At 56.4% G+C, this 23,796-nt stretch carries 18 protein-coding genes and 6 pseudogenes; 12 read left to right on the top strand and 12 right to left on the bottom strand.

Features of this window, described 5'->3' with window-relative positions:
* Window positions 1-114: 114 nt before the first annotated feature.
* Window positions 115-267, bottom strand: a complete 153-nt coding sequence (locus tag OSC37_RS17185; protein WP_267164309.1) for a C2H2-type zinc finger protein — start codon at window positions 265-267, stop codon at window positions 115-117.
* Between the two features lie 480 nt (window positions 268-747).
* Here OSC37_RS17185 and OSC37_RS17180 point away from each other — a divergent pair.
* Window positions 748-1,056 (top strand): annotated as a pseudogene (locus OSC37_RS17180) (cell division control protein Cdc6); the annotation flags it as partial.
* Window positions 1,057-1,604: 548 nt separating this feature from the next.
* Here the strand turns inward: OSC37_RS17180 and OSC37_RS17175 are convergent.
* Complete coding sequence (locus OSC37_RS17175; protein ID WP_267164308.1) at window positions 1,605-2,744, bottom strand: Fic family protein; 1,140 nt, start codon at window positions 2,742-2,744, stop codon at window positions 1,605-1,607.
* A 327-nt stretch (window positions 2,745-3,071) separates the two neighbouring features.
* Between OSC37_RS17175 and OSC37_RS17170 the strand changes: the two genes are divergently transcribed.
* On the top strand, window positions 3,072-4,064 hold the full coding sequence (locus tag OSC37_RS17170; RefSeq protein WP_267164307.1) for a DUF7983 family protein: 993 nt from the start codon (window positions 3,072-3,074) through the stop codon (window positions 4,062-4,064).
* Between the two features lie 85 nt (window positions 4,065-4,149).
* Window positions 4,150-4,311, top strand: a complete 162-nt coding sequence (locus OSC37_RS17165; RefSeq protein WP_267164306.1) for a hypothetical protein — start codon at window positions 4,150-4,152, stop codon at window positions 4,309-4,311.
* A gap of 19 nt (window positions 4,312-4,330) precedes the next feature.
* On the opposite strand, the gene OSC37_RS17160 is transcribed toward OSC37_RS17165, so the two are convergent.
* Window positions 4,331-4,645, bottom strand: a complete 315-nt coding sequence (locus tag OSC37_RS17160; RefSeq protein ID WP_267164305.1) for a hypothetical protein — start codon at window positions 4,643-4,645, stop codon at window positions 4,331-4,333.
* A 132-nt stretch (window positions 4,646-4,777) separates the two neighbouring features.
* Here OSC37_RS17160 and OSC37_RS17155 point away from each other — a divergent pair, with 132 nt between their 5' ends.
* From OSC37_RS17155 to OSC37_RS17145, 3 genes and pseudogenes are all read left to right on the top strand, one after another.
* Complete coding sequence (locus tag OSC37_RS17155; RefSeq protein WP_267164304.1) at window positions 4,778-4,924, top strand: hypothetical protein; 147 nt, start codon at window positions 4,778-4,780, stop codon at window positions 4,922-4,924.
* 232 nt (window positions 4,925-5,156) lie between these two features.
* Window positions 5,157-5,961 (top strand): annotated as a pseudogene (locus OSC37_RS17150) (transposase).
* Between the two features lie 538 nt (window positions 5,962-6,499).
* Window positions 6,500-6,820: an STAS/SEC14 domain-containing protein gene (locus tag OSC37_RS17145; RefSeq protein WP_267164303.1), complete on the top strand. Its 321-nt coding sequence runs from the start codon at window positions 6,500-6,502 to the stop codon at window positions 6,818-6,820.
* A gap of 254 nt (window positions 6,821-7,074) precedes the next feature.
* Here OSC37_RS17145 and OSC37_RS17140 read toward each other — a convergent pair whose 3' ends face one another.
* The gene (locus OSC37_RS17140; protein WP_267164302.1) at window positions 7,075-7,968 is read right to left on the bottom strand and encodes an ABC transporter permease; all 894 of its coding nucleotides are present in this window, start codon (window positions 7,966-7,968) and stop codon (window positions 7,075-7,077) included.
* Window positions 7,965-9,005 carry an ATP-binding cassette domain-containing protein gene (locus OSC37_RS17135; protein WP_267164301.1) on the bottom strand — a complete coding sequence of 347 codons (1,041 nt, stop codon included), beginning with the start codon at window positions 9,003-9,005 and terminating at the stop codon, window positions 7,965-7,967. The genes OSC37_RS17140 and OSC37_RS17135 overlap by 4 nt, the downstream gene beginning before the upstream one ends.
* A 322-nt stretch (window positions 9,006-9,327) precedes the next feature.
* Between OSC37_RS17135 and OSC37_RS17130 the strand changes: the two are divergent.
* Window positions 9,328-9,441: pseudogene (locus OSC37_RS17130) on the top strand (IS1595 family transposase); the annotation flags it as partial.
* A gap of 97 nt (window positions 9,442-9,538) precedes the next feature.
* Window positions 9,539-11,071 (top strand): aldehyde dehydrogenase family protein, encoded by a 1,533-nt coding sequence (locus OSC37_RS17125; RefSeq protein WP_267164300.1) that lies wholly within the window; start codon window positions 9,539-9,541, stop codon window positions 11,069-11,071.
* Between the two features lie 188 nt (window positions 11,072-11,259).
* Here OSC37_RS17125 and OSC37_RS17120 read toward each other — a convergent pair whose 3' ends face one another.
* Window positions 11,260-13,311, bottom strand: coding sequence for a primary-amine oxidase (locus OSC37_RS17120; protein ID WP_267164299.1), 2,052 nt, complete (start codon window positions 13,309-13,311; stop codon window positions 11,260-11,262).
* Between the two features lie 1,237 nt (window positions 13,312-14,548).
* Here OSC37_RS17120 and OSC37_RS17115 point away from each other — a divergent pair.
* On the top strand, window positions 14,549-16,084 hold the full coding sequence (locus OSC37_RS17115; protein WP_267164298.1) for a GMC family oxidoreductase: 1,536 nt from the start codon (window positions 14,549-14,551) through the stop codon (window positions 16,082-16,084).
* 32 nt (window positions 16,085-16,116) lie between these two features.
* Window positions 16,117-16,419, top strand: a pseudogene (locus OSC37_RS17110) (transposase); the annotation flags it as partial.
* Window positions 16,420-16,650: 231 nt separating this feature from the next.
* Here the strand turns inward: OSC37_RS17110 and OSC37_RS17105 are convergent.
* Both OSC37_RS17105 and OSC37_RS17100 read right to left on the bottom strand, forming a co-directional pair.
* The gene (locus OSC37_RS17105) at window positions 16,651-17,484 is read right to left on the bottom strand and encodes an IS5 family transposase (RefSeq protein ID WP_267162661.1); all 834 of its coding nucleotides are present in this window, start codon (window positions 17,482-17,484) and stop codon (window positions 16,651-16,653) included.
* Window positions 17,485-17,844: 360 nt separating this feature from the next.
* Window positions 17,845-18,171 (bottom strand): DUF6788 family protein, encoded by a 327-nt coding sequence (locus OSC37_RS17100; protein WP_267164297.1) that lies wholly within the window; start codon window positions 18,169-18,171, stop codon window positions 17,845-17,847.
* A 208-nt stretch (window positions 18,172-18,379) separates the two neighbouring features.
* Between OSC37_RS17100 and OSC37_RS17095 the strand changes: the two are divergent.
* A pseudogene (locus tag OSC37_RS17095) lies at window positions 18,380-18,537 on the top strand (transcriptional regulator TrmB); the annotation flags it as partial.
* A 492-nt stretch (window positions 18,538-19,029) separates the two neighbouring features.
* On the opposite strand, the pseudogene OSC37_RS17085 reads toward OSC37_RS17095, so the two are convergent.
* The 3 genes and pseudogenes from OSC37_RS17085 to OSC37_RS17075 all read right to left on the bottom strand — a co-directional run bounded on the left by OSC37_RS17085 (window position 19,030) and on the right by OSC37_RS17075 (window position 21,319).
* Window positions 19,030-20,279, bottom strand: a pseudogene (locus tag OSC37_RS17085) (tyrosine-type recombinase/integrase).
* Window positions 20,276-20,734, bottom strand: coding sequence for a hypothetical protein (locus tag OSC37_RS17080; protein WP_267164295.1), 459 nt, complete (start codon window positions 20,732-20,734; stop codon window positions 20,276-20,278). Before OSC37_RS17080 ends, OSC37_RS17085 begins: the two are co-directional and overlap by 4 nt.
* A 3-nt stretch (window positions 20,735-20,737) precedes the next feature.
* Window positions 20,738-21,319 carry a DUF7342 family protein gene (locus OSC37_RS17075; protein WP_267164294.1) on the bottom strand — a complete coding sequence of 194 codons (582 nt, stop codon included), beginning with the start codon at window positions 21,317-21,319 and terminating at the stop codon, window positions 20,738-20,740.
* 408 nt (window positions 21,320-21,727) lie between these two features.
* On the opposite strand from OSC37_RS17075, the gene OSC37_RS17070 reads away from it, so the two are divergent.
* Window positions 21,728-22,249, top strand: a complete 522-nt coding sequence (locus OSC37_RS17070) for a hypothetical protein (RefSeq protein WP_267164285.1) — start codon at window positions 21,728-21,730, stop codon at window positions 22,247-22,249.
* A 245-nt stretch (window positions 22,250-22,494) separates the two neighbouring features.
* On the opposite strand, the gene OSC37_RS17065 is transcribed toward OSC37_RS17070, so the two are convergent.
* The gene (locus OSC37_RS17065) at window positions 22,495-23,673 is read right to left on the bottom strand and encodes an ISH3 family transposase (protein ID WP_267161275.1); all 1,179 of its coding nucleotides are present in this window, start codon (window positions 23,671-23,673) and stop codon (window positions 22,495-22,497) included.
* Between the last annotated feature and the right edge of the window lie 123 nt (window positions 23,674-23,796).

Here is a 23,796-nt window from a genome sequence, read left to right as displayed (position 1 = left end):
ACATCCAGAACTGCTCGGACGGCGTTGACGAACTCGGATATCGCGTCTATCTGTCCCTGTAAAAAAGCAGTATCGTGATCGAGACAGCTGTGTGCCGGCCAGAGTAGTGATCGATCAGTGACTCTCGTGGATGTGGTTTCGCAGCGCGTCAGTTTCGTTGAACTGCTCGTCACACGCTGCACACGTGTTGTGATGAAGGCCGACATGCTGGCTCACGCTGGCCGCGCTTTGGAACTGTGCATCGCAGTGGGTACATGAGTACGACATTGCATTAACAACTGAGGGACTTAGGTATTAAAAGAGTTATTAAAAAGAGGATAACAGAAGTTGATGTAGACTAGTAATTCAATGTGTGAGCTAACTAAGACTGACCGGCTGGGGTGTAGAAAAGTCCGGCCAAATCAGAGCTTGGTCGGCTCTCTTGCCCGTTCACGGCTGTCTATCATCCATATTTCATATTGAGCAGCGTGTCAGAGAATAGTCCGAATGTCTGTCTACGTATCTGAGTCAGCAACTCCAAGACCGTCATTTCCATTCTTACAGCAGTTCTGCACACCGCGTCGAACCACCGTTGATATGCTTAGTGTAGCTTCAAACGTTGTCTCTATACTTCCTTGGGTTAAATGGACAGAGCTATTATAGTCGGTACTTCCTGACCGCCGTAATCGGCGCGATTGAATCACCGAATTGATGACGAGAAAGTGTCTGGTTCTGGATGTGTTCAGCATCCCCGAACCAGACGGTTACCTTTCGGCCTCAGCAAAGAAAGACACGCCGAACAAAACTCGGGAAATCTATGAAGAGTATCTAACTCTCTGTGAGTCCTCTGGAACAGATCCACTAGCGCAACGATCCGTCCATAACCATCTTTCTGATCTACGAATGCTCGGTATTCTTGCTGCGAATGAGAATCGAAGTGGATCTCGAGGGAATTACTACAGCTACCAACTCGATGTCCCTTTCAGTAGTGCAATTGATGCAATGTCTGATGTCCTTCGACTGGACAATGAGATTGAGTCGATTCGAGATATCGCGACAGTTAACAACGTGATCTAGACACACCACGCTTGCAAGTGAAGCCTCATGATTCTACGCACTTCACTTGCAAGAATGGTGTGTGGCTCCGTTATTTGGATACGATACTGGAACGCTGTGACTGCTGTATTACAGCAATTAGTAGAAGTTGTTATTGTGTTCAATGTACTAGATTTCTGAGGTATGGAATTTGCCGTCACTGGTACAGAGGCTGAAGTCAGCTCCCATCGGTTCCGGTAACTCACTGCCAGAAACGGATCACACGTATTTAGCGGAGTTCCTGACTGGCAATTGGGATTGATCAGTGACGGCGCTCGAATTGTTAACCAACAAATCCGCAATATCGCACCGGTTGTTGGTTAATATTATCCATCTCTCCGCTGACTTAGAGTGGTTCACTCTCTCAAGAAGGGACCCGTCAGTTCCGCTGTTCTGCGTGGTGACTTGCGCCGTTGATCTAGCAGTCGTTCTGAATTTAGCTGTTATATCTCAGGCATCCGGTGTGCGATTTCAGAGGCGCGACCTGAAGTCCACAAATCCGAATACTACTACCAGACGTCTAGAGACAGTCAGGGAGATTCGACTATCGCGAGAATCTCCGGCGCTTGGTAGATCTTTCCGCGTTCTTTCCCAGTGATTTCCTCGATGACCCCATCGTCGACCAACATATCGATCGCGTTGTAGACTGCTTTCTTTGATCGCCCAGTCGCGTCTTGAGCACGACCCGCCTGCAGATACGGCTCCTCAAACAGATAGGTCACGACATCGCGAACTGCTGGATACCCCTCGTACTGTTCAAGATACGTGTTCCGTAATTTGAGGAGCTCTTGCCCACACTCGTAGGCATCGTGGGCTTGGTCACTAATTGCGGTTAACGCAAACAACACCCACTCTTCCCAAGCACCATCCTTGCTCACGCTGAGGAGTTTGTCGAAGTATTCGGCCCGGTTACGGTTGAAATACGCAGACAAGTACAGATACGGCTCATCAAGCAGCCCTGCGTCGAATAACTGAAGCATGATGAGAAGCCGCCCGAGTCGCCCATTCCCATCGCGAAATGGGTGGATTGTCTCGAATTGGTAGTGCGAAAGGGCGATATCGATGAGTGGTGGGTAGTTCTCCATCCGGTTGTACGCGATAAGTTGGTCCACCAGTATCTGAACGTGGGCCGGGTGAGCAGGAATAAACTGTGCGTTCTGAGGATCTTGATTCGGGCCGATAACGACCGGCGTGTCTCGGATTTCTCCTGGCCGCTTGTCTTCCCCACGAACATCAAGTAGGAGGGACTCGTGGAGTTCACAGAGGAGGGCCTGGTCAACACCGTTCCCCCGTTGAAGCTGGTCGAATCCCAGTTGGATAGCTTCGACATAGTTGTACGCCTCTCGGATATCGCGTGTAGATGCTGCGGAGCGTTCAGGCTCGGCATCTGGTTCGTGGAGAATGATGTCTGAGACGGTTACTGCGGTGCCTTCGATTTGGGAACTCATCGCAGCTTCCCGAACTACGAAGGGGGCGAGAAGGAGGTTCTCGTTCTCGATGTGATCGTGGAGGGTTGAGAGTTGCCCGAGGGCGTAGAGAGCATCACCGTGGGCTTCCAGGATTTCTTCGGTGAACTCGAGTTCTGGTGGGAGGCTTGCGGGATTGTAGCAGGGGAGCCCGCCATGTGGCTCGATCTGCCCCGGACCATCTTCAAACTCAGCGGGATTCATTACAATTAGAACCGTCCCAGCCCGATATAAGTGTATTGAAATTCGTATAATACACTTAGATGGGGTATGGTGGCGTTCTTAGTGTACTACCAGCGTAGAAAGCCACTACAAAGAGTCTGCTCCGCAAGTGCGACAGATCCTTCCCGTGCTTATCGCTTCAGTTCGCGCGTCTGAAGCCATATCCTGGATGGCTAAAATATAGCAGCTAAATTCAGAACGACTGCTACAGTCTTCCTGCCAAAGTGATGGGGATGACCCACTGTCGGCAAGAGACTCCAGCGTGAGAGTGGCAGTAACTCTTTGCCTGCCGATATCCAACAGAACAGTATGCCATTCAGTGTCTCTTGGCACACCCTCCTTGAGGAACTTGAGGACCTCCCCGATGGAGCGACGCTCGTGACGCCGCTCTCTCGGGATCGCTTTCGTCTCCACGATATCCAAGAACAACGGGTTGTCATCGACTTTCTTGATCGTGACATCGACACCACACGGCCCTTGCAACGCGATCAATTCGAGACCCTCTATCGGCGTGTCACTGACAACGACGGTGCGTTCGAACTAGATCGACTCCCGCCAGACGCCGACCCGTACCCCGCAGTGTTAAGTCTCCACCCACGCTTCGAAGTCGACGAACAACAGGGCATGATCGTCGAAACAGAGGGACCAACAGCCACGCAGGTTCTCGACGATGACAGCTCGCCAGCTGACGCCAGCGAGCGGACTGAACCCGAGCTTGATGTCTACGCTGACGCACTCTTGCTCGTCGACGCGCTCGAACGCCACGACCTCGACACTTTCGAAGACCTCGAGACTGACGCCCTGGTCAACCTGTATACACTGTGTTCAGATGTCCAACGCAACGCCGATAGCCTTCGGAAGGAGATTGCCGACGTATTGCTCACCCGGTTACATCACGACCGCCCAGTCAGCGGTCCCTTCGGCTCCGTCCAGCGGACGTCACGGCGCAACAAGTCACTCAAAGACGACCAGGCAGTCATCGAGACGCTAGAAGCCGCAGGCGTCGATCGTGAGCAGATTACCAGCGTCGACCGCAGTAAAGTCGACGACGCCCTCGAGGTGACGGAACTCTCCGAATCGGACGTCTATGAGATCGATGAATCCGAGTACGTCCGCAAGGCCGATGTCGACGAAGAGAGCAAGGAGACACGGCTCCAGGGGTTGAAAGACCAACTTGCTGCTAGTGATGACGACGAGGCAGCCGAACTCCGGGACGAAATCGAAGCACTCGAGGCTCGGATCGAGGAGTTGACCAGTTTCCGGACGGGGACGACGTTCCATACCCGTTCGAATGCCGAGTGACCCGTTTTGGGCCCGTACTCCTCACCATTACCCGGGTAAGACGACGGCAGTAGTTCGTTGGAGACGGGAGACGCGACTCGTAGATATGGCTACCATGTCGGCTGACGACTTCTCGATTCACACCAAGGACTGCCCTACCGTCGGCGATGGGATGCCGCTCTCTGATCTGCCTGACGAAGTCACGTCAATTGGGGATCTCGACTGCGAGTGCTGGAGCGAGTATGACTCGTTAGACGAGATCTCGTAACACCTTATCTTCCTAGAAGTCACTCTTGGCGGGTTGCAGTGGTCCCGCTCACACTGGCGAGGCGATCAGAAAGGTCCTCGATGAGCGCAGCGAGCGTCTCGCGGTCGGCAGAGTCGACGTCGTCTGGCGGCTCGAACATCGTGATTTCGACGGTTGTCGCAGCTGACAGGGGTGTCTCGCCGCTGTCAACATCAAAAATCGCGTCGCTGTATATCACGATGGCTCTGGAGGGGTTGATGTCGAGAAACTGGATGTGACACGTCTCGAGCGTAGCGGGGACATCGACAGCGTCAGCAAACGTAAACCGCTGAGACTGTCTTGGCTGGCCACCCATTTCAGAACTCAGACGACAGTTCGAGCGTGAAGGTATAGTGTCTTGCTGTTTGGACGGTGACGGGTATGCAGGCCAGTGACTGGTCAGAGATGGAAGGTTTGATACCACATAACACCCTATGTGACCGATATGATGAGCGTGTTCGACCCACTGCGAGGGATGTTCAGTGAGAGCACGCAGATTCATTACGAATGTCGGAACTGCGGAGTGACACTCGACACGCCAATCGAGGAATGCCCGCACTGCGAGTCAGCGGAAGTTGCTGAATACCGCTTCTGAGAGTCCCCAATCTTCTCATTCCGTTGGAGCGGACGCCCCGTTCGACGACTCTAGATAGCTCTTCAGGAGTATACTTCACTCACGAGAGATCCTGTGACTACCTCGAGTACGTTGCTGGGTGAGTGGAGTTGTTGCCAGATGTGAGTGATACTATTTCTGCCGTGTTGAATAGCGATCTAATCGGCTAATATCACTGAGTAGAAGGTCGAAGCCGAGGAAATCGACTCTGACCATGGAGATCGATCTCCTCGACTTCATTGAGCAGTGTCGGTACCTTAGCCAAACAAGCGTTGGGGAAGCACGCGGGCGAGCCCGCCAGCGGCGGGTTCGCCCGCTGGAAGCATGTCGTTCTCCACTGTTTTCGGCTCGAAAACGGCCACAGCTACCGTGAAACACCGAACCGGCTCAAGTATATGACCGAGATTTGTGACGCACTTGGCCTAGATCCGGACGATCTGCCTGACTTCACCACTCTCTACAAATCGTTCGACCGGCTGGAAATGTGGGTGTGGCGGGCGTTGCTGCGCGTTTCAGCGCAGCAACACCTGCAGTCTGGCCACGCAGCACTCGACAGCACGTTCTTCGACCGTCGCTCAGCCTCGTCGTATTACCGCCAGCGGTCGGGAAGTACCGTTCAGACGTTGAAAGTGACGACATTAACCGACAGAGAGTCTCTTGCCGTTCTTGACGTACATATCTCGGCCCGGTGGAAACACGATACCAAGACCGGGCCGCAGGTCGTCCGGCGGAACGCGGACGACCTGCTGTCCGTCGCTGCTGACAAGGCGTTCCACAACTGGCTCACGAAATACGAGTTCTACGCTCTCGGTGTCGAACCACTCATCTTACAGCGTGGATCGAGGTCGTTGACGCTTGGACACAACGCGCTCATCCGGGCAAAAGGCTATTCTCAGCGCTGGATGGCCGAGACTTCGTACTCAACAACGAAGCGCTCGCTCGGCTGGTATCGGCAGTTCCGTGAAATCGTCCTCATGTTCGCCATCTCGAACATAGAACCGCTCTGTGAACCGCGCTAACCATGACTCAGCATCTATTCAACACGGCACCTCAATGAGGTCTGGGAGCCCGTACGTGGTACGGTCGTCAGGGGGTGTCGTTGCCACCTCCGCATCATACAAGTTCGGGAAGGACCGAGGCTCTTACCGACGATACCGAAACAGCTCCCTCCGGCTTCTGTCAGGGCGTGCCGTGCAAGATAGAGGGCGCGTATCTTGCACACCGGTCACGTCGAATCTGTTGGTATCACTGTCTGCATAAATATCATTTTCTTCAATGATAATTTGCGGCGTGGATTTATATACCTACTACACTGGTGCGGTCCAATGGCAGAGACCTACTTAGACAAAGCGCACGCAACAGTTGAGTACAGAGAGCGTGTCATACAATAGTTCGCAACAGCTATTATTCACGATTTCGTCCCCGAATGCAATCTATGATGGAGGCAAATCACTAGATGACACGCGAAATGAGTGTGGTATAATCGCCGGATAGAGGGTATGAGACGTATTCTATGACACGCTCTACAGACCTAATGAGAACATTGTCTCGGCTGAAATGACTGAGTACGCAGAGGGGGACAAGTACCGTGAATATATGAATACTGTTATCGATGCTGTTGAGGACACTCAATGCTCAAACGTTCTCGCTGACACTCGTGACCACCCGGCAATAGATCAGGAAGATCAGGAGTGGAGTCAGAAAACGTGGGGACCAAACGCGGAAGCAGCAGGCGTCGACCATGTGGCCGTAGTTGCCCCGGAAAGCATCGTCTCGAAAATGTCCATAGAAAGTGTGACCGAGGGGGCAGATGACGACATTGAAAGGCAGTGGTTTGAGGAATACGAAGACGCTGTGAGTTGGTTACAGTCGAACTAGTCGACAGCGTATTAATTGCAGACTGCATTTTGCAATATCCACAAATTCCACCATCCTGACCAAGATAACAGTCCTGCTGTCTGGGGATTTCGATTCGGCGCTGTCGCCAGTCGGTCCAGTCCTCGCGCATGTGGACGACTTCGCCGGCGCGCAAGCTGAGACGACCCATCAGAAAGACTGCGAAGCGCGCTTCGGTTCGCTGTCGGTCTTTGGAGAACTCTCAACGCCGTCGAGGAGCAACTCGAACTCTCGTGCTACTGCACGTCCGAACTCGACGCGCGAGCGAGCAGGAAGACTGCAACAGCACCAAGAGCCAGACCGATGCCCCCAAGTACTGCCACCCCGGGGACGACGCCATCGAGAGTACCCCCAAAGGACGACATCTCGATGACGGTCATCACGTCTTGATCGAGCATCAGCGACCGAGCGGCGTCGACGCCGTAGGTGACCGGGTTGAGTCGGGCGAACGTCTGGATCCATCCGGGGAGAGTCGACAGCGGCAGGAAAGCACTCGACAGGAAGAGTAGGGGAAACTGAAGCAGGTTTGCGGCGATAATCGTCGACTCCTGGTCGCGGGTGAGGATTGCCAACGAGTTTGACAGCGCGACGAACCACAGAGAAAAGATGACGCCAACAGCAACGATACCGGCCGCACCGACGACGCCGGTTTTAATCTCCGCGCCCATTACGACGCCGAGGCCAAGGATGACCGATACCTGCACAGCGATGCGGAACACCTCAGCGGCGGTCTTGCCAGCGAAGACGGCAGTGCGGTTCATCGGCGAGACGAGCACTTTTTCGAACATTCCGTTCTCGATGTCGTTGACCAGGCCGATGCCGGAGGTGACTGCCGCCGCCAGCGACACTTGGATCACGATGGCTGGGACAAGGTAGCTCTCGTAGCTGATCCCCGGCAGCCCTTGACTGACGGCTCGGCCCGCGACGTTGCCGAAGACTTCGGTGAAAAGAACGAGGAAGATAATCGGCTGGGCCAGCGACACCACCAAGACGAACGGGTTCCGGACAGCCTTGATATTCCAGCGTTTGAAATTCACCCACACGTCGCCGAAGAACGTGTTCTTTTGTCGGTTGACCGGGCGGTCGTGCTGCTGGTCACTGGCTTGCTCGTCGCCGGTTAGGGAACTCATTGCTCGGCCTCCGATTCGATACCGTCGGCCTCATTCTCTTCCTCGCCCATGATCGCGAGGAACACATCATCCAGTGTCGGGGCACGGATATTGAAGCCGGTAACGGTCAGCCCCGCATCACGCAGTGCGACGAGCAAGTCGGTGCCGTGCTGGCGGGCCTCCCGAGCGGTGACGCTAATCCCCTCCTCGGTCACGCTGACGGTCGCATCCTCCCCGAACTCATCGAAGGTGCGGGCAATCTCGGTGGCCCGTTCGCGCGCCGCCTCACCGTCTTCGACTTCCACGTCAAGCACCTCGCCACCGACCTCCCGTTTCAGTTCCGCCGGGCTTCCGTCGGCAACAATCTCACCGTCGAGGATGACGGCCAGCCGATCACAGAGCTGGTCGGCCTCTTCGAGGTACTGCGTGGTGAGGAAAATCGTCGTTCCTTCGTCGTTGATGCGCTGGAAGTATTCCCACAGCCGATTGCGCGCCTTCGGATCCAGCCCGGTCGTCGGCTCATCAAGGAACACGAGCGGCGGCCGGTGGACCAGCGCCGTCGCCGCGTCCAATCGCTTCTGCATCCCGCCGGAGAACTCCTCGGCCTCCTTTCCGGCCACATCGGCCAGATCGACCAATTCGAGCAGTTCATCGACCCGCTCGGCCCGTTCACCTCTAGGGACACCGTAGGCCTCGCAGGCGAAGCGGATGTTTTCGCGGGCGGTCAATTCAAGATCGACACTGGTTTTCTGAGCCATATAGCCGATCGATTCTCGCACTTTTCTCGGGTTGTCCGTTACGTCGAATCCGTTAACACGGACCTCGCCGCCGGTCTGAGACAGCAACGTCGCAAACACTTTGATAGTCGTCGTCTTGCCTGCGCCGTTGGGGCCAAGAAAGCCAAAGAACTCCCCCGACGGAATAGTCATGTTGACGCCCGCGACCGCCTCTGTGCCGTCGCTGTAGGTCAGTTCCAGCCCCGATACGTCGATAGCTGAACGACCAGATGCGGCCGTCCGGCCGTCCTCACGATGTTGCTCGGACCGAGGTTGTGTCATGTCTCTTACTTTGGTGGCTGTCGTGATATACGTGAGGTGTCAAAGGACGACCGCTATGACAGCGTTGGTGCGCGTGAACAACGTTCTACTCAACCGATTGAGATCTGTTGAAAATGCGGCACAGCAGCCGGATTGCTGGAATTCCTGATCGAAAATCCGCCTTCTACTGAGGAACTTACAGGAGTTTCTCCTTCCTTTTGTCCGAAATCAACGAAACAATTCCAAGTGAGAATGGTTCAGATATTGAAAGGTGAAACTTAGTTAGACAGATACCGCCGAAATCGACTAATCGCCACGTAGTCATCCATTTCCAATAGAGCAGTCCAAGCAGGGCTTGGAGCAGGCCGCTCGTACCTATGTCTTTCTCCGTTCACTAAATCTCAGCCACGCACCTATCCAGGGAGTCATTGACTGCATCGCCAATGTCTTCGGCTAGACTACACAAGAGCGACAACCTATCTTCCGCTACCGCCTTGTAACGGGACCAGTTAATTATTTACAGTCTCATGACAAACGTTGGCACTGTCCTACGTATGAGTACAGCCGATGATAATTCCACAGAAACAGAAGATGAAATCAAACAAAGGCACCGCGATGCTGCCGCAGACGCCGTCCCCGACAATCTCGCCCACTACATCGGTGGGGAGTTCGTCGACGGTGAGAGCAACGAGACAATCGAGACGCGAAACCCGACAACGGGCGAGGTGGTCGGCGAGGTGCCGGCCGGCGACGCCGTAGACATCGACGCGGCTGTCGAAGCAGCACACGAAGCGTTTGAGGGCGGCTGGAAAGACGCCTCACCAGGCGAGCGCCAGCGCGTCCTCTCGGAGATGGCCGCCGCAGTGGAGGAAAATCAAGAGACGCTTGCAACGCTCGAAGTCCTCGACACCGGAAAGACAATCACCGAGGCGATGGGTGACATGGGACTGATTGTTGACCATCTTACCTACTACGCGGCCGCGGCGCGAAACGTAAACGGGGAGACGCGCCAGACAAACGACCTCTTCGACCGAGAGAAACAGGTCTTTACGCTCAAGGAGCCATACGGAGTCGTCGGTGCTATTATCCCGTGGAACTTCCCGCTGATGATCGCCATCTGGAAGCTCGGCCCCGCCATTGCCGCTGGCAACACCGTGGTTCTCAAACCGTCTGAGGAGACGCCGCTGTCCATCCTCAAACTGATGGAACTCGTCGACGACACGGTCCCCGATGGTGTCGTCAACGTTGTCACCGGCTATGGCGAGGACGCGGGTCAGCCACTTTCCACGCACGAGGATGTCCCCAAAATCTCGTTCACCGGGTCGACCGAAGTCGGCAAGGAGATTATCCGCAACTCCGCGGAAGATATTAAAAAGACGACGCTCGAACTCGGCGGCAAGAGCCCCGTCATCGTCTATCCGGACGCCAATCTTGAAGAGGCGGTCGAAGCGGCGATGATGGCCATCTTCTTCAACAAGGGCGAGTGCTGTGCCGCCGGCTCCCGGTTGTTCATCCACGAGGATATCGAAGACCAATTCATGGAGGCGTTCACCAACGCTGCTGCCGGGATGTCGGTCGGCGATCCACTGCTCGAAGAGACAGACATGGGACCAAAAGTCTCCGCCAAGCAGGTCGAACGGACCCACAACTACGTCACGGCCGCCCGCGAGAGCGGGGCGACCATCCGCACCGGTGGCAACGCGCCTGACGACGACTCACTTGCCGGCGGGGCGTTTTATCTACCCACCGTCATCGATGATATTGACCACGACCACCCGTCGGTCCAAGAAGAAATTTTCGGCCCTGTCATGGAGACGTTCTCCTGGAGCGACGAGGACGACGTGGTTGAACTCGCAAACGACATCGACTACGGTCTCGCTGCTGGCGTCATCTCTGGTGACGTAACGAAGGCCCTCCGGACCGCCCGACGACTCGAAGCTGGCGTTGTCTGGGTCAACCACTACAACGACGTGTCTGCAGGACAGCCCTTCGGCGGCTACAAACAATCCGGAACTGGCCGAGAAAACGCCGCTGAAGCAATCGACGAGTTTACCCAGACCAAAGCAATCAACATCAACCTCGGCTAACCCGACAGCCACCGGCCACCTTGTCACCTGTGTGCGAGTCTCCCTCGAACGCTCTGCTTCAGCAGGTCGGTCATCCGGTGCCCGGATGCCACAGCTTTCAGGCCGTGGGGGAGGGCACTTAGATACCTGTACGATTGGAGTCGGCCGTTGCCGACACCAGTGCCCGCACAATCGGGCTCGTAACCTGCTCAGTCGTCGTCTGCTGCTCCCTGCTTACTCTCGTCCGTCTCGTCCTGGAACTCGTCCCGCGAGGGGATGTCGTGGCCCGCGTTGATAGCGTGTTCCGGCGGCACGTCGATGGCCTCGGACTGGTCAAAGAAGTTGTCCGGCGTCAGTTTCAGGTTCGCCATCTGGACGGGCAACACCGGCCAGTCCTCGGGTCGAGTGACGTGGTTTTTCCCTAGCGTGTACCAGACTACGAGGTCCTTGTTGTCGAGGTCGCGGTTCTGTTCGGTCCAGACGGGGAGTCCCTGCGGACCCTCGGCCTGGTTCGGATAGTCACCGGCCGGGAAGCGCTCGTCCTCGTCGTGCGGGGTGACCCAGAGGTGATTGTCAATAAAGCCCGCACGTCGCATTACGCTGCTGTCGTCGGTCTGTGCTGCTTTGACGTTCTCGCGTGGTTCGATACGGTAGCCGACCTCCTTGTCCAGCTTGTTCGTCTTGTTCGGGTTGGTCACCTTCCAGTACCGCCCTTCAAGCGGGTTGATGAGGCGCTGAGCTTCCTGTTCGCTCTCAAGCTGGCGCTGGTCGGCGTAGAACGCGTTGCCGCCGGGGTTGGGTGAGTCAACCGAGGGGTCGGCGTGTGGACTGAATCCCTGAGGCCCCGTCGGAACAGTCTGGTTTTCGACCTCATATATGTTGTTCTCGGTGCCGTCGATGTCGAAGTCCAAGCGGAAATTGAAGAAGTGCTGGTGAATGGCTGACTTGAGCTGTGGCGCAAGCAGTTCGTCGTAGCCAGTCACGTCCTCGCCCTTCGCTGCCGTGGCGGTGGCGTCAATCCCAGTGAGTCGGACCTGAATTTGGATGCTACCGTCCTGGTAGAAGTACCAGTAGAAGGCATAATCGTAGTTACCGACCGCACCGATAAACGAGACCACTAGGCGGCGGTTCCGGCGCGATTCAGCCGACTCGGTCCGCCAGTCCGACCGCTCCCACAAGAGGCCATAGTCCTCCTCGTGCATGCAGATGGCGTTCGGGACGACGTTTACATCACCGTCCATGGTGTTCATCACCGCGTCGAAGTAGTGCATGTAGCCCAGGCAGTCACACCGCTTTTCGAGGGACTTAGCCATCCGGCCGATGTTGTACTCGCCGGCATCCATCGCGTTCTTGAACCGGTCGTGACGGTCGGGCGAACCGTACGGAACCGACATCTCGGCTAGCGACGCACGGTTCAGAATCGTCCGGAACTCCCCGTCGTCGTTGTAGCCGATATTGTGGAGGACCAGCCCTTCGCGCTGTGTCCAGCCGACGCGGAACTCCCAGTTCTGCCACTCGACTTTGTGGCCGTCGACATCGAAGGATGGGCCGTTGGGCTGAACGACGTCGTACGGCTCCACGTCGTCACGGAGGTCAACCTCGCCCTCGCGATAGTGCATCTCTTCGGGCGGGAAAATGTTGTCCTCGTCCGGGGGTCCGTCGTCAACGATCTTGACGACCTCCATCATATCTAGGTCGACGAACGCGTGCAGACCGTGAATCGGCTTGGCGTACCCCTCGTCGCCGTCTTCTTCGCTCGGTCGGAGGTAACTCAGGCCGTGTGCCATCCGTCGGTCGCGGTTGATATCTTCTGGGATGAAGTCGTACCCGACGGAAAACGGATCGACCATCGCGCGGTCGGTGTCCTCGACACCACGGTCCTCGAGTGCCGCCTGCCACTCCTCGTTCTCCTTCACCGTCTGTTCGCACTCGATGAACTCCTGGATGGCAATCGACGGCTGAGCACCGTCGATGTGTTCCACTTCTGTAACTTCTTCAGCTTCCAACGAGACGACTGCTTCGTACGTTTTCCGCTCCGGACTGTCCCGGATTACCGCATACGCCTCGCGCTTTACTTCAGTCCCGTTCTCTCTGTATTCGTTTAGAGCCTCTTTTGATGGTTCGTTCAGTTCAATTTTCACCATCCGAGCGTTGTCAGTGAACTCGGATGTTTCACGGAGCAGTTCGCCTGCGGTTTCTATCTCGACCGGCAGGAGGGGGTCTAGGGGGTGGTCGATTGCTTCTTTAGCTTCGGTTGACATACACACACACAACAACCGCACACACACTAATAGATTTCTGAACTTAAGACAGGCTTTTGCCGCGCTTCAGATTCGTCACAGACCGAGGTATACTATTCGACGGGACACCTGTTGGGATCTCTCATCGACGGACGGTCGCATGAGCGACTATGTAACAGGAAGGGGGGGTAGTGACTCGATGGAAACGCTGCTATACCATGTGAACGTGAACCAAGACATGGGGCGCACGAGACCGATATCTGAACCGTGCCATCGAGCACGTGGTAGTGACTGGTCCATGCGCGAAGGGAGCCGAATCATGGGCGCTAAAGCTCGACTGCCGCCGTAATGGCTCAGAGAAGGTTTGAAAGCTAATACGCTTCGGCAGACCTAACAATCTAAGAGGGTCGCTTACGTACTACAGGGCGATTTGATAGAGTTTTAGTTAGTAGGTGTCAATCGCACGCCCCCTCAAAATCGATGTAATCGGTGCTGAAAGTAGGCGGTAAATGCACTGAAACAAGTGTTTTGTGGACGTGCACATAAACCCGTAGTAACTGGTGGTGGCTCGCTTGAGTTGTGGTAGAAGAGCGCTTCCGTCTCCTGATTTCTGAGCTAGTTTTCAAAGCGCGTCGAAGTCATTAGAGCGGCAGTCGAGAAAGCCCGAATAGGTGCATCTCTGGTTCGCGCACTACCGCCTCGAGTCACGAGATCGTGATCCCGACAGTGAAGCATACTGAGTGCGGACAGAGACGAGGGAGCTGAGGGCCGCCGATCCGAGCAGCCCTCAGCGGCCGGTGCGGGTCTGGTGAGCCACCGCTTCCGCCAGACAGCGACCGCACCGCATCACGATATGGACCGCCTGTCGGCTGTGGCGATAGTAGATTCCAAGACGGCGTAACTATTTTATCGAAAACGGTGGTTTGTATAGGTAGCAGCGTTTCCACAGGTACGGATTCACGGCAAGGATTGAGAGGGAGCAAGCCCTCGGCACGTTCGACTCCCGCGTTCCGAAAGACTCGATCCGCTTGTCTTTCATTGTTCAGCTCATGTTATTCGCGGAACACTCGCTGTGCGTGGTTCGAAAGAGCTCTCTGCTCTTCCGTCATCACGAAAGTCTCCGATTTTCGCAGGCCGCCAGTATTTGGGTGAGTCACGGGCAGAAACCGACTTGGAGATTGAAACTTATCTGAACACCGCCGGAAAGGGCGGGAGAAATTTTATCATAGCTTGCTCTGTATAAGACGGTAGAGTTTTTATGACTTACGACAACACGACTCACGACTTCGTTGTCGTCGGTGCCGGGTCCGCTGGCTGTGCGCTCGCACACCGCCTCTCCGGGAGCGAGGACAGGGATGTACTCCTACTTGAAGCCGGTGAACCGGACAACAGAGAAGAGATTCACGCGCCACCACGGTTTCCCGAGCTGTACAGTTCGGCAGTTGACTGGGACTACCACACAGTTCCGCAGTCGGAGCTGAACGACCGACAGCTGTACCACCCTCGGGGAAAGACCCTCGGCGGGTCAAGTTCGCTCAACGGGATGATATACATCCGAGGTCATCCCAGTGACTACGATGGATGGGCAAAACTGGGCAACGATGGGTGGGGGTACGACGACATTGTCCCATACTTCAAGCGGGCGGAACACTTCGAGCCGGGTGATGGCGAGTACCACGGTGAGGGTGGTCCGCTGAACGTCGCCGAGCAGGTCGAGCCACACCCGGTCTCGGAGGCGCTCGTCGAGGCGATGGCTGAAGTCGGCATCGATCACAACCCCGATTTCAACGCCGACGGGCAAGCGGGGGGCGGGTTCTACCACCTGACACAGAAAGACGGCGAACGGTGTAGCAGTGCGGCCGCGTACATTACACCTGTCCTCGACCGGTCGAACCTGACCGTCGAGACTGAGGCGAAGGTGACGAGCGTCAGGTTTGACGGGGACCGCGCGGTCGGCGTCGAGTACGAACACGACGGCACGACCAGAACCGCCGAGGCCCGCGAGGAAGTCATTCTCTCGGCGGGCGCAATAAACTCTCCGCAGCTGCTCATGCTGTCAGGCATCGGCCCTGCAGATCATCTTCAGGACCACGGTATCGAGGTCCGGGCCGACCGCCCCGGTGTCGGTCGGAACTTGCAGGACCACCTGAAACTCGGGGTGGTCTACGAACAGACCGACGGGCAACCGGCCCCGGCACCCACCTCGAACGTCGTCGAGACTGGCTGTTTCGTCCGGACTGACGACGACCTGCCCGCACCGGACCTCCAGTTCCACAACGCGCCGGTGTACCTACTTGAGCACGGCCTCGGCGCACCCGACGACGATCGCACGTTCTTCACCATGATGCCGACACAGATTCGGCCAGAGAGCAGCGGGACGGTCCGGCTGGCTTCAGGCGACCCGCACGACTCTCCGGTTATCGACCCCGAATACCTGAGCGCTGACAGTGATATCGAACCACTGGTCGAGGGGGTCAAACTCGCCCGGGAAATTGCCGATACCGAAGCGCTGGCGCCGTACTGCGGCTCAGAGGTTCATCCGGGATCCGATGTCACCTCGGACGAGGGGATCCGCGAGTTCGTCCGCAAACACGCCTCGACGGTGTACCACCCGGTCGGGACCTGCAAGATGGGTGACGACGAGATGGCTGTCGTCGACGACACCCTCCGTGTCAGGGGCGTCAACGGGCTGCGTGTCGTGGACGCATCGGTCATGCCACGCATCGTCGGCGGGAACACGAACGCACCCACAATCGCTATCGCGGAGAAGGCAGCAGACCTCCTGACCGTGTAAGCGTCCGGGCCGCCATATGCTGTTGCTGGCGTCTACGCCAGCAGGAGTCGCTGACTGTCTATACTGACGGCTTTCGGGCCTACGAGCCACTTGACTCGGACGACACGTTCGACCGCCAGTACGTCGTCCGCGGTGAGGGCGAATATGTTGATGGTGATGTGCACGTCAACACATGCGAGAGCCACGCGTCGCTGGCGCGACGGTGGCTCTCGCCGCATCGAGGCGTCTCCAAAGACAAACTCACGCCGTATCTGAGAGGACTTCAGCTCCGCCAACGAGTCCGCCGAAAACCCGGCGAGGAAGCGCTCAAAATCATCTTGGAAACTGCGCTATGACGCCACCAACAATCGCTTACCCAAGAGCGTAAAAGATAGTGTACTCGGTGCACGGACTATAGAACCAGTTAGAGACAGTCTATTCAGTTACGAAATATGATATTTGTTTAGTATCGACAATGGTTCATTCTCCACGAGGTCGATCTCCCCGGGAGTTTATTAACTTCGATGCGGCAGCGGACATATCGGGCCAATATAAATATAAGGCTCTGGTGAATCGCCATACGTGGCCTAATTTGGGTGGGTAAAGCTTCGTTTGATGTTGTAGACGAGACACATTGCGGCAATCTCGCGGAACTCGCGGTACCACGCTCGGGCACGCACGGCGTGGCCGAGCGTGCGTTTGATCGAGGAGAACACTGTTTCAGAGAGTGATCGCTGACCGTAATCAGCCGAATCAATCCGCGCGTTGTGTGCGTGGTCGATGGGAGAGAACTCACGATGTTTGATCAGTGGTCTCACGCCTTCTTCGCGCAATTTGTCGCGTAACTCCTGCCAGTCATAGCCCTTGTCAGCGGCAAGGCTGTGCAGGTCGCCCGCGTTGCGCAGGGCGACCTGCCAGCCGATCTGCGTGTCGTGGCGTTTCCCGGTTGTGCAGTGGACATCGAGGATTGCTTGAGAATCTGTGTCCACGAGTGCGGTTGTTTTGAGCGTCTGGACACGGTAGTTGGTACGGCGGCAGTAGTGTTTGCAGGCGCTCTCGCGGTCGAAATACGTCGAATCGATGGCAGCGTGTCCCGATGGCTCGTGCTCCTGCGCGGAGCAGCGCAGGAGCACTCGCCAGACTGCCATCGTGATTCTATCAAACCACTTCACTAACGTCGAATGATCAGGCAACTCGTCCGGTTCGAGCCCTATCTCGGCCAAAATTTGTGGCATCTCGCTCAGCAAATCAAGTGCGTCGCGGTAGGATTTTGCCAAGTAAATCCGGAGACAGTGCAGGGAAACGACGGCGTAATCGGCGAAGCCGCCACCCCCTTCGGGGGCGGCAGCTTCGCCTCGGCCACCAACAGCATTTTTTGCTAACGTCACCACTCTCTGAGTGAAGCGGGAGATTTTCGACATGGATCAATCGGACTTTCCCGCTTCACTTCCCTAGTTCTGACGGTTCGTTCCGCTGCTGTCTAGTGATTCACCAGAGCCGAAAATAAGTAACGCGAAGAGTTGCCGACCCCAGCACTGAATTCATTTCGCACACGGGGGGTTGGTTCTGATGGATCCGTTGTTGAAATGACTAAATAGGTCTGACAACACTACGCAAGATTTCATATTGCACACAGGGTGTCTCCCTACTACTCCTCGGTTAGTTTTTCTGCGCTCATGGGCCCGAAAGAAAAGACGAAATCATATCGCACACGGGGGGTATCGGTTGGATGTCGGCGGAGAATTCACCGGAAACGTGGTGTGTGTCAAGCGATATTTTTCTCAATCTCCTTCTGGATTAACCGGAGATTTGTATTTCGACTTGATTTTGTCTCCTTCTCTCCACTGCCAGTAGTAGTAGCGGTTGTCGTTGATCTCCTTGATGGTGATCGTAGCCTTCGACGGGACATCATCCGGAAGATTATCGGGGTGCTCGTCGGTCTCGTTCTCCGCTGACTCCTCTTCGAGACGAGCCTCATGCGCTTTGTGTTCTGCGAGTTCCTCGGCGTAGTTTACGACGTGTTGGAGCTGGTCCGGGGAGTACCCGTTGAGTGTGTCGACCATATCTGCTGTGAGTCCCGCCGGCGGCGTCGGTGGCTCGTCGGACATTAGCGGTCACCTCATGTTAACCAACACAAACTCAAAATGGATAGTTTTGTTGGTTAAGCAAGTTTGCTGACTCCTCAACCTCGTTCTTTGTAACATTATAGGAAACTTGTTTATATATTATTTTTCTGCTATGTTACACCATGCTCCGGCGTATCGAACTCAAGCTCCTCGTAACAGTCGACCGCGGCGATACGATCTCCGAGCTCGCGACGAAGAGGACCTCCGAGCGCGGGCGGCAAAGTATGGACTCGAAGACGAGATCGACTCCTTGCTCCGCTACCTCGAGACGCACGGCGAGGTCGACGACGATCGGCTTCCGGAGTGGAGGAGTTCCAGCGAATCGCAGAGGCACTGACCGATCCGCTCACAGTATACTTGATTGGTGGCGGGGCGATGTCGCTTCGCGACCTCAAGGGGGCGACGAAAGATATCGACTTGCTTCGTACCGCTGGTTTTGGTGACGACGACATCATCGAACTCGTGACAATTGCTGCTGGCGCCGTCAGTGCGACCGTTATCGCCGACACACTGAACATCTTACCCCAAGACAGAGGGTAACTGAATGATTTCGAATGATTTCTACCAACGAGAGACGTCGTTGATTATCACCGCGGTGGGGCTGGAAGCACAGCGTTTTTGACCGACGCCGCCGGTGTAATGAAGCGAAAGAGTATCTCAGGCACAATTACTCTATCCGCTTCGTTTCTACAATGCCAGGGAGACTTATTTGACTGAGAGTATTTTGGGAGGGACATGACCCTGTGTGGTCACGCTCATTTAATCGAATTTGTATTCTCACACAGGACATAGGTCTGATGTTATTAACCAACAGATATTTCGTCTGGCTCAGTGTGTTGGTTAATCTCGGCCACCATCGACTTCGGCCAGAGCCTCTGTGGCGACATCTCCCAGCTCGCCGGCCTCGATATGCGAGTACCGCTCGCGAACCATCTCCTCGGAGTTGTCCAGATACCGCGCGGCCACAGTGTATCCGAAGGCCCGAACAAGGACCTCGCCCATGCCACGTCGGCCGCCGTGCGGGGCGAGATAGCCGTGCTTCGGGTGATTGATGTCGATTCCCGCTTCCTCTGTGAGTCGTTGGAGCATCGACCGTGCGCCGTCGGTCGTGATAGACGGTGGCCGTATGTCTTCCTCAAGGGCCAACAGGAGGTCTCGAGCGTACTTCTCACGTCGCTCGTCGATTCTATCCGGGCGCGCACCTCGGTCGGCGAGCTCATCTTCGAGGAGCCCTGCGAGCGTCCGCTGGTCGAACGTCGGGAACACCGGCCAGCGCTCCGTGGGTGGGTCCATCAACTTCCGGTAGCTTCGTAGCGGCGAAATCACCGGGTCGGGGAGGCTGGCAGCGTCCCACTGTTGTTTCTTCCGGTAGACGTCCATACTCCCGTCCTCAAGCGAGAGGTCCTCCCAGCGAACGCCACGCCGGCGCGGGTCATTCGGATCCCGGAGGAGCTCCCCCACACGGACGGCCGTGTACGCGAGAACGAACACGAGCGCACGGTCACGAGCAGCCTTCAGCGCCGCGTATCGCGCTCGCTGTTTGTCGAGGGGATCCGCGCCCTCCGGAAGTGTCGTGTACGACTCGACGGCGTCGCGGGCTCGCTTGTCGACGTGGCGGGTGAGCGCATGGCGTTGTTCGGACGTCCATGCTTGCTGGTCGCCAGGCTTGCGGCCGTCGTCCTCGGGGAGCGGGGCCATCGCGCTTGCTCGCTGTGCGTAATGCGCCTCGAGGTAGCCTTCGTTGGCACACCAGCCACACCAGGCAGAGATATAGCGGTAATAGGTTTGGACAGTATTCTGTTTGAGTCCCTGATCGCCGGCGAGATGTCGAGCGTACTCGCGGAAGACACGTTGTCGATATCTTCGAAGGTGGGCTCTCTGTCGACGTCGTCGGGAATGATTCCGGTCCAGTCGTCAGGACCCCGGTCGCCGGCGGCCCACTCGGCGAACCGGTCGAGTTCGCGTTCCGCGTTGCGTCGATAGTTTCCGCCGTCGCCACCGCGGCCTTTCCCCTTGTCCTGAAGATACCGCTCGAACGAACTCGCGAGCGACCGCCCGGCACGTTCTCCAGACGCCTTCTCGGAGGTCATAGGTCCTCGTTCCCGGATTGGTAGTTCGGGCGAGCCTCCTCGAGGAGATCTTCGACGATCTCCCAGAGAATCAGGGACGGGGTCTCGTGTTCGAACGTGATTCCCCAGTGGACCTCTTCATCGTCGACTGAGTACTGGAAATGGGTCCGCCCGAGGTCAGGATGATCCTCATCTTGGTGCCAGCCGGCGTGAAATCCCGTGTTTAGGTCAGTGTAGTTGATACGGAACCAGTCGTGGGGGTCCTGTCGGTACCATTTGATGGTCAGTTCTGGTGATTCAGGACCGGTTGGCGGGTCAAGACGAGCCGGATCGAAAATTGCTCGCAGCTGCTTGGCCTCGATATTGTCAGGAACGTACTCAACGGCTGTGATCTGTGGCACGCGATCAAGGACGTCCCGCCTCAGCTGGGCGTAGAGATTCGCGTTCGGGTCACCACCGGGACGTGGGACCGACATCCGTTAGCTACTGGCCTCGGCGGGCTCTGTCGTCGGAGCGAGGAAGTCCCACTCGCGGATAGCGAACCCGACGATTTTGATACGCCGTTGGAGATGTTCCCATTCACGAGCAATCTCACGCCGACGGTCTTCTTCGTCGCTGTCAAGCGTTTTGTCGGCGAGTGTGCCGCGAAGCTGGTTCGGTGACCCGACATCGAATTCGGCCTCCCAGTCGCGGATTTGTGTTTTCATCTTCGCAAGCCGGTCCGTAAGCTCCTCGACAGTGTGGCCGCTGTCCCGCAGGCGCATCGCCTCCTGCATTGCTTGGCGCCGGTAATCGGGATAGTACGTGGTGTGGGTGCCGCTCTCGTCACGGTGGAGGATGCCGTCGTCGACGAGCCGTGTGAGGACGCGCTTAGTGGGTTCGTGTGACCAGTCCGTTTCGGAGGCGATCCAGTTAGCTGTCCGCGGCTCCGAGACCTGCCGGGCGATCATTCGTACCCGGTCTTCATCCGTGGGTTGGCGTTCCATCGGGTCCTCGGAACTTGATTCACCTCCGGCCATACACCACCTTTCGTGCGGTGTCGTGATATAGGTCCTAGGCATCTGGTCTATCACGAGGCTGTCCTCGCAGTTCACGTGGGCTCGGCTGAGGAGCCCCAGAGAAATCTTGGACCCCGCTCTTGTCGGCTCTACCTGGGAAACGGCGGCACGAGCCGGTTTAGCATTCGTGCTTACCCGACAGCGGCGGGGTACTTCAAAATGGTCGTGATATAATCAATTCCGCCCAAAATTGGTTTAGTATTGATTAAGACAACTAAGAGGTCAATGAGGTAGCGCGAACCTTGGCGCGACGGCAGCCGTCAGTTCTTTTTGCTAGTCTTATGTAACATGCGGGCCGGTGTGTGCGACCTAAAGTTACATAAGAACGTCGAGGCTGGCCGCGCTATCGAAGTGTAATGGTTGTGGATTGACAGCAACATTCTTGATCGGAGCGACATGACCGACTTCTGAATGCCCGCCTCACAAGAAGTAACAATGTTCGAAGGGCTAACCTTCAGGGTCGAGCCCGTCGAGAAGCCGGACCCCGTCTACTTCACTGACCAGGCCCCTGAATTTGAGGTTACCATCGAGAATGATGGTTCGGAGTACGACTTCGACGGTGACAGTGAGTTCTCGTGGAGTATCACGACTGATCCAACGCAAATTGTTCACGAAGGGACAAGGCAATTCGGGCCGCTCGAAGATGGCGACACCGAGACAGTAATTATCGGGAACAAACTTCTCGCGTATGAGGGGCACGGAACTGTAGGTATCGGGGCAGCCGGTGCATCTGGGAGCGAAGATGGATTCCGAACACTGAGGCCAGGGAGGTCTCCCAGCTACGACCCAGCGTACAGTTTCAGTGTGTGGGACCGGTCACATTACAAGGCGTCAATCCGGAACCCAAAACGTCTACAGAAGGCCCTAATCTTCACGTCGATTGTGCTGATACTCTTTGCATTTATTCAGTTGCTCATCGCTGGATTCACCTAATTCGTCAATATATTATTTTCAACCGCACATTCGGTACTTCACGAACGAGTCGACACAGCGTGATCTGAACGCCACAAACGAATCACTTTCTGTATGATTTTGGGGGAGATTCTCGCAACCACTGTGAAAGAACGGACGGCAGAAACGAGCTACCACACCAAACGGACGAGAACAGGCAATTTTACGCCGGTGCTGCAGAGAGCTGTCGCTGACGGATCCTCGGACAGGCCGTGGGCTGACCGCGGTCAGCCCGCGGCTGCCACCGAGCCGTACGTCTCAGGAACACCCACACCGTTCGCCTCGACGTACCAGCGTCGCTCTAACTCGTCTTCGAGTTCGTTCCGAATCCAGTCACAGAACGTCTTGAACGTGAACTCCTCCGGGAGGTCGCGCCCGCCCCGCCGCGGGCGGGCGACGACCGCCCATCGGAGCACGAGCCACAGATTCTCCAGCAGTGCCGCGACGAGCATTATCGCAAATCGCACGACGGGATCACGCGTTGTCGTGATCCCTCGTGCTTGCCGAAGCAACCGGTAACTCGTCTCGATGCCTGAGCGTTTCCTGTAGAGGCGTTCGACTTTCTTCGGTGACTTTTCAGCAACGCCACAGGCGACGTAGCCCCGAACAACCTCTCCGTGTTTGCCACGGTCGCCATTCTGGTAGGAGACTGCGACCGCGAGCGGGATCTGAAGCTCCCGCTCGCTGTCCTTGTACATGCGATAGGTCGTCATGTACGACTTGTGTACGTCGAGTTTGTCCTTCATGCGCTCACCTTTCTTGGGAACGTGAACGACCGTTGCAGCGATCTCACGGGAACGGCGGATGACGCGTTCGTTGTAGAACCCGCTGTCGGCAAGCAGGAGGTCGATTTCGAAGGGATAGTTCTCGACGCGGGCGAGCACGCGCTCGACCGCGTCGGCCTCGTCTTCGTCGTTGCGGACGTACGTCATCGCCAGCGTCACTGGCTTTTCGTTGGAAACGATGTACGCCGTACAGTATCGGTGACACGTTGTGGTCCCATCTTTGGGGGACATTGAACAGAGTTCGCCTTCATCGGCGTAGTGATCGCCGTGGTAGGGGTTATCGATAAAGTCGATGGAGACGATTCTCGACCGGTCAGCGTCGAGAATCGTCATAGCTAGGCGAGCGAGTAGGAGGTTAGCGACGAATTCGAGCCACTGCCGATTGAGTGTATGTAGCCACGTCAAGACGGTGTCGTCGCATGGTGTTCCGTCGGTGTCCTTGCAGGTTTCCCAAATCGAGGTCTGATTGGTGCAGGCCAAAATGACGACGAGCCAGATATCGCCGGGGTCGAGGGGGCTCCCCTCGACACCCGGCAACGGGAGTGGAGTGATGACCTCTTCCGCTACGTCTTTTACCTCCGACGCCGAAAGATAACCGTCTGGATTGGGGAGCTTGAACACATCCTAATCCAGACACTTTCTCGTGGTCAAATCAACGATTCAATCTAACCGATTACGCTGTTCGTGAAGTACCGATGGTGTTTAAGAAAGAGAAACTGCCAGAAAGAGTATGTACGATTTAGA

It is taken from the genome of Halovenus salina (assembly GCF_026410925.1).
In the GTDB taxonomy this organism is placed as follows: domain Archaea; phylum Halobacteriota; class Halobacteria; order Halobacteriales; family Haloarculaceae; genus Halovenus; species Halovenus salina.
The sequence above is the reverse complement of the archived record's forward strand: the minus strand, read 5'-3'. Positions and strand labels throughout refer to the sequence as shown.

Coding starts and splice junctions, on each gene's coding strand:
- OSC37_RS17185 (WP_267164309.1), bottom strand. CDS start 267: ATGTCGTACTCATGTACCCACTGCGATGCACAGTTCCAAAGCGCGGCC.
- OSC37_RS17175 (WP_267164308.1), bottom strand. CDS start 2,744: ATGAATCCCGCTGAGTTTGAAGATGGTCCGGGGCAGATCGAGCCACAT.
- OSC37_RS17170 (WP_267164307.1), top strand. CDS start 3,072: ATGCCATTCAGTGTCTCTTGGCACACCCTCCTTGAGGAACTTGAGGAC.
- OSC37_RS17165 (WP_267164306.1), top strand. CDS start 4,150: ATGGCTACCATGTCGGCTGACGACTTCTCGATTCACACCAAGGACTGC.
- OSC37_RS17160 (WP_267164305.1), bottom strand. CDS start 4,645: ATGGGTGGCCAGCCAAGACAGTCTCAGCGGTTTACGTTTGCTGACGCT.
- OSC37_RS17155 (WP_267164304.1), top strand. CDS start 4,778: ATGAGCGTGTTCGACCCACTGCGAGGGATGTTCAGTGAGAGCACGCAG.
- OSC37_RS17145 (WP_267164303.1), top strand. CDS start 6,500: ATGACTGAGTACGCAGAGGGGGACAAGTACCGTGAATATATGAATACT.
- OSC37_RS17140 (WP_267164302.1), bottom strand. CDS start 7,968: ATGAGTTCCCTAACCGGCGACGAGCAAGCCAGTGACCAGCAGCACGAC.
- OSC37_RS17135 (WP_267164301.1), bottom strand. CDS start 9,005: ATGACACAACCTCGGTCCGAGCAACATCGTGAGGACGGCCGGACGGCC.
- OSC37_RS17125 (WP_267164300.1), top strand. CDS start 9,539: ATGAGTACAGCCGATGATAATTCCACAGAAACAGAAGATGAAATCAAA.
- OSC37_RS17120 (WP_267164299.1), bottom strand. CDS start 13,311: ATGTCAACCGAAGCTAAAGAAGCAATCGACCACCCCCTAGACCCCCTC.
- OSC37_RS17115 (WP_267164298.1), top strand. CDS start 14,549: ATGACTTACGACAACACGACTCACGACTTCGTTGTCGTCGGTGCCGGG.
- OSC37_RS17105 (WP_267162661.1), bottom strand. CDS start 17,484: ATGTCGAAAATCTCCCGCTTCACTCAGAGAGTGGTGACGTTAGCAAAA.
- OSC37_RS17100 (WP_267164297.1), bottom strand. CDS start 18,171: ATGTCCGACGAGCCACCGACGCCGCCGGCGGGACTCACAGCAGATATG.
- OSC37_RS17080 (WP_267164295.1), bottom strand. CDS start 20,734: ATGTCGGTCCCACGTCCCGGTGGTGACCCGAACGCGAATCTCTACGCC.
- OSC37_RS17075 (WP_267164294.1), bottom strand. CDS start 21,319: ATGCCTAGGACCTATATCACGACACCGCACGAAAGGTGGTGTATGGCC.
- OSC37_RS17070 (WP_267164285.1), top strand. CDS start 21,728: ATGCCCGCCTCACAAGAAGTAACAATGTTCGAAGGGCTAACCTTCAGG.